The 6,209-nt window shown below is 43.6% G+C and carries 2 protein-coding genes; both read left to right on the top strand.

Going from position 1 to position 6,209, the window contains the following annotated elements; genetic code table 11:
• Window positions 1–4,412 (top strand): transferrin-binding protein-like solute binding protein (locus tag AC2SLT_RS09275; RefSeq protein ID WP_486547371.1); only part of this gene is annotated, 4,412 nt, incomplete at its 5' end.
• Window positions 4,413–4,650: 238 nt separating this feature from the next.
• Entirely contained in the window at window positions 4,651–6,204 is a 1,554-nt protein-coding gene (locus AC2SLT_RS09270) for a surface lipoprotein assembly modifier (RefSeq protein ID WP_486547370.1), read from the top strand.
• The last annotated feature ends 5 nt before the right edge of the window (window positions 6,205–6,209 follow it).

Raw genomic sequence — 6,209 nt, 5'->3', positions numbered from 1 at the left:
ACATTGATGGTTCAGCAGCTTTAGGAGACAGTGCACTACCCGTAAACGGAGCAGCGGTAATCGGTAACGCCACCGTCGCTGAGAATGTACCAACAGAAGGTACAGCAGGATACACAGGTGATGCGACCTATCGTGAGCTAGGCATAGGTAATGACATAGAATTCGGAACCTCAGTATTCACCGCAGACTTTGTTGCTAAGACACTAGACGGCACCTTAAGCTTTAACCAAGCAGGTAGTATTGGTTTAACCGCAGGTATAGATGGCAACCAATTCTCAGGTAGTGCCGATGACAATGCAGGCTACGCAACCGAAGGCGGATTCTACGGTGGCGATGCCCAGTACCTAGGCGGTGTCTACGAAGGCAACGGTGCTCAAGGAACCTATGGCGCCAAATCTGACACTCAAACCGCAGCAGAGCAAGCAGCAGCAGAGGCGGCAGCGGCAGCAGAGGCCAGTCAAGCAGCACTAGCAGCAGAACAAGCGAGAGCAGAAGAAGCCAAAGCGGCAGCGGACAAAGCCCAAGAAGAAGCAGTCAAAGCACAAGAAGCCTTAGCAAAAGCAGAAGAAGCCTTAGCGAATGCAGGTGAAGGTGGCGACGGTGGACTAGCAGCGGCACTAGCCAGAGCAGCAGCGGCAGAAGAAGCGCAAGCTGCAGCCGAAGAGGCAGCCGCAAAAGCGCAAGAAGCAGAAGCTGCAGCGAAGTCTGCTCAACAATCAGCGGAAGCCGCACTAGTTGCCGCACAAGAAGCTGCAGACAAAGCCATTGGAGAAGCCAAAGCCGAAGCTGATGCCGCTGTAGAAGCCGCTCAAGCTGAAGTTGACGATGCTAAAGCTGAAGCAGAGGCTGCTAAAAATGAAGCAGCAGCAGCAAAAGCTGAAGCAGACGCTGCTATAGCCCAAGCCAATGCAAGTGCTGAACAAGCACAGCAACAAGCAGCTGCAGCCCAAGCTGAAGCAGAAGCTGCCAAACAACAAGCCGCTTCTGAAAAAGAAAAAGCTGAGAGCGCACAGGCCGAAGCAGATCAAGCTAAAGCTGACTTAGCAGACGCGCAAGCTGCGCTTGCCAAAGCTGAGCAGGACCTAGCTGATGCATTAGCTGCAGGCGGTGGTAATACAGATGCCTTAGAAGCGGCAGTAGCCCGCAAAGAGGAGGCATTACAAGAAGCACTCGCCCAAGTGAGCGCAGCAGAACAAGCATCACAGGAGGCTATAGCAGCAGCAGAAGCCTTAGTTGCCGAAACAGAGCAAGCCGAAGCCGAAGCCGCTACAACAGCAGAAGCGGCCGCTATTAAGAATGCGCCTGAAGCTGATAAATCTGGTGTGCAGACTATCAATGTAGGCGCATCAGTAACAGGTCTCTTAGGTGACTTTATTACAACTACACGTGATTTTGAGATAGCTGACGATAGCCTTCAAGCGCGAGCTGATATAGCTTCTGATGATTTACTACCTGTCGTTGATGTGGTTATAACTGGAGAGGGTGATACCGAACTGGCTAATGGCTTTATGAGTCATGAAGATAATACTGAAATCGCTACAGACTTAGGTGTATTGCCACTGGTGTATACGTCAATTTATAAAAACTATAGTGATGAAATGCTTATTGGTCATATTGACGGTACTGCTAGTCTAAGCGATACAAAGATTCCTGTTGATGGTACTGCGGTTGTCGGTAATGCCACCGTCGCTGAGAACGTACCAACAGAAGGTACAGCAGGATACACAGGTGATGCGACCTATCGTGAGCTAGGCATAGGTAATGACATAGAATTCGGAACCTCAGTATTTACCGCAGACTTTGTCGCTAAGACACTAGACGGCAGCCTAAGCTTTAACCAAGTAGGTAACATTGGTTTAACCGCAGGTATAAATGGCAACCAATTCTCAGGCAGTGCCGATAACAATGCAGGCTACGCAACCGAAGGTGGATTCTACGGTGGCGATGCCCAGTACCTAGGCGGTGTCTACGAAGGCAACGGTGCACAAGGAACCTATGGCGCCAAATCTGATACTCAAACCGCAGCAGAGCAAGCAGCAGCAGAAGCGGCAGCGGCAGCAGAGGCCAGTCAAGCAGCACTAGCAGCAGAACAAGCGAGAGCAGAAGAAGCCAAAGCGGCAGCGGACAAAGCCCAAGCAGATGCTGATCAAGCCCAAGCGGCCTTAGAAGCTGCACAAGAAGCACTAGCCAATGCAGGTGAAGGTGGAGACGGTGGTCTAGCGGCCGCTATTGAAAGAGCCGAAGCAGCCGAAGCTGCAGAAGCCGCTGCAATAGAAGCCGCTGCGACAGCCAAAGCTGCACAAGAAGCTGCGGAACAAGCACAAGAAGCTGCCGAGCAGGCTCAAGAAGCTGCGGAACAAGCTCTTGAAGCTGAGAAGGTTGCAGCTGCTCAAGCTATTGGTGAAGCAAAAGCTGAAGCTGATGCCGCTGTAGAAGCCGCTCAAGCTGAAGTTGACGCCGCTAAAGCTGAAGCTGAAGCTGCTAAAACTGAAGCAGCAGCAGCTCAAGTAGCCACGACTGAAGCTGAGCAAGCTAGAGATGAAGCTATACTTGCTAAGGAAGAAGCAGAAGCTAGGGCTAAAGCTGCAGAAGAAGCTCTTGCAGCTGAGTTAGAGACTCCACCAGCGCCAGTTAATCCAGATGCTGCTGCTTCAAATACTATTACTGGTGTTCAGAGTAATAATATAGACGGATATAATGCAGCCAAACGAGGGGACATTGTTAACAATGCTTCAAGTAGCTTTGATGTTCTTACCAGTCGTGTTGATGAACTTGATACTAATTATGCCTCAGAACCAGTTGATTTAATTATCCGCAACAAAGCTTCTGATAGTAATTATGGAGCAAATGATAGTGGCTTCAAATCTCATTCTGGAAATATAGTTGTTAAGGGCAAAGGTCAAACAGGTATAGATTATGATCGTGATATGAGCTATACCTCGGTATATAACAACTTTAATGAAGAGCTTCAAATTGGTCATGTATATGGAACTATTGACAGAGCTTTGTATGCAGATGGAAAGCTTTCAACTATCTACGCACAAGGTAAGTCAACTAGCTTAGAAGACATGACCTATATGAAGGATCTTTCTCAATACAACATTGATAACAATATCAATGATGGTAAGGTGAAATATGAAGGTGTTGCTACTTATCTTGAGAATTCAAACATAGATGGTCCTCTTTTAGGTAAGTCTGAGTTTGATGTTGATTTTGTCGATCAACAGGTAGATGGTAAGTTAACTTTCTCTGGTGCTAGTAGCAAAGATATTAAAGCTGAAATCACAGGTAATAAATTTTCTGGCAGTTGGAATGGTGTAGATACTAAAGGTGGATTCTATGGGGAAGATGCTAAACTATTAGGTGGTGTATATAGTGATGATTCTGGTAAAGGAACATATGGTGCTGAAAAATCAACACCAGATCCTGTAGATCCTGTAGATCCTGTAGATCCTGTAGATCCTGTAGATCCTGTAGATCCTGTAGACCCGGTTGATCCTGTAGACCCGGTTGACCCAATTAATCCAGTAAATCCAAACGTGGAACCTGACTCAGATATGACCGGTTTTCAATCAACTACGTTAAGTAGTAAAGAGAAGACCCTTCCCTTTGGTCTTGGTGAGCTTGATAATGCAATAGGCTATGTCGCAATTCGAGATGATAAGTCTGAATTTACGTCAACCACTGTCGAAAATGGAGCAGAAGTTCCAGTAGATAATCGTCAAGGCGATAATTTCAAGAGCTTTAGTGATGGGGTTGTTCGAGGCGATATGGTTCAACCTTCAAGTGTACTTGAACCTATAAAAGTGTCCTTACAAAGATCTGGAGAAATTAAAGTAGATGCTGGTAAAGGGAGTTCTAACCCAACATATGAGTATACTTCAGTGTATGAAAACTTTGACCAGCAGATGCAGATTGGACACGTATATGGAAACTTTAACTCCCTTGTTGGAGATGTTTCTAGAGCGACAAATGTCTATGTTGAAGGGTATCTGACCAATCAAGCTGATATTGACTATTTAAAACAAGTTAATGAGGGTAAAGCACAGTACACCGGTGTAGCAACTTATATCGAGAATATTCATTTGGATGACAATACTAGTACTGCTCCAGTTAATGGTACCTCTAGTTTTGACGTTGACTTTGTCAATAACTCGGTAGCTGGTGAGCTTGCCTTTGATGGTAACTTCAAATATATGCCTGAAGGTAATAAGATTGGCATTGAAGCGACCATTGATGGCAATACATTTGCAGGTAATGTAAATGGTATCGATGCTGCCGGTGGTTTCTATGGTGAAGATGCCGCCTTCTTAGGGGGAATTTACCAAGATGCATCCGTTGAAGGTGGTAAAGGTACTGTTGCAGGTACTGGTACCAAGTTCCAAGGTACCTTTGGCGCTGAAAAGCAGTAATAGCATCCAAAGTTGATTAAGTTTTAAATAAAAAAGCGCCTTAGGGCGCTTTTTTTAAACAATAAAGTTAATATTACTTTATAGTTAATCCGTAATTATCAATAATATATGTTTAAATAAATAAACATATTATTTTAATAACTTAAATGCTAGTTTATAATCACTGACAACTTTTTTAGCACTTCAATCAGTTATAAATACGGAATATTTGACTCAAGTTACAATGTTAAGGATAACCATGACCCAATCTTTTTTTCTTAAAACCCTTAATGCCTCAATTTTAACGGCAGCCGCAGTTTATGCTCCCGTAATATATGCTGCTGAACTCAATCCAGAAGAGGTTGATGAGCTTGCTCAGAATGAAAATGATCTTTCTGAAGAGCTTATTAAACAAGAGCGACAAAATATAAATTTAGGCAACACAGTACCAACCGCTAATGTTTCAAATGCTGAAGCTCAAGAGGCTATTAATGAGCGTAAGCCTCTGCAAACGGCTCAGCGTTATAATTTAGACGCTTTAAAAGCAGATCCTATTGCGTTTACCAAATTTTTAAATGCTGCCATAGCTGCTCAAGATATGGCAACGGTAAAAGAATTATTACCGCATTATAAAGCGCTCCAGACTAACGATCCTATGTTGATCAGTTTTGCTGATGCGTTGGTATATCGTAGTAATGGTCAACATAAACAGGCTATTGCCATTTATAAGGGTATGTTGGCTGATAATTCAGATTTTCACCCTGTACGCTTAAATCTAGCACAAGCTTTATATGCTGATAAACAGTACGCTGCTGCTTATGACCAGCTTCTTAAGCTTCGAGGGGCAGACATACCTGAGCCTGTTATGGCCAATGTCAATAAGTTAATCGAACGTATTCAAATGCAAGAGCAGTGGCGTTTTAATGCATCAATAAGTTATATTCAAGATGATAACCTAAATGGTGTTCCTGAAAAGCCAATAGTCAATAATCAATTTGGGACAACGAATAAACCTGAGTCTGGCAAAGGCCTTTTGGTATCTACCAGTGCCAATAAGCGTATAAATTTACCACAGAATTACTATGCAGAAGTAGGTGGCAATACTTCCCTTAAAGGGTACTGGGATAATAGTGATTATAATGATTATCTAGTCACGGCATCTGTAGGACTAGGTTATGATGACGCAAAGAATGATCTTTCAATCAGTCCTTTTGTTACCAAACGATTCTATAGTGAAGAACCATACAGTTGGCGTAAAGGGGTAACGGTTAGTGGTTCACGTTGGGTAAAACCAAAGTTGAAATTAACAGCAACGGGAATGCTTTCGAATGAAACCATTGATGATGATGACAAAAACCTTCGTGAAGCAGACGGTGTATTTTTAGGTTTAAATGGGCTATATATCAAAGATGCCAACGAGTACTTTTATGGGGGTATCGGTCATAATATAAACGATGTCGATAAGACTAGTTTTCTGAGCTATGATCGTAATTCAGTTAATGTCGGTTGGGGTAAGGAGTGGAATCAAGGCATTTCAACATTGACTTCCCTAAGCTATGCGATCAAAGACTATGACAAACCTTCTGATGATATCGCTAATTTCTTCTACACTACTTACAGGATTGAAGGCAACGATACAACCCGAGAAGACAAAACAAAGTCAATAGGGTTGCAAGTTTGGAAACGTGACTTAACGGTATTGGGATTAACCCCGCGTCTGGTATTTGATTATGAAAAAACCTCTAGTAACTTCAAATACTATGATGATCGTGATGATAAATCAGCCACTATTTTATTTACCAAGACTTTTTAACGGGT

The sequence above is a fragment of the Psychrobacter sp. CX18 genome, assembly GCF_057396215.1.
This window is presented reverse-complemented; position numbering and strand designations above follow the sequence as displayed.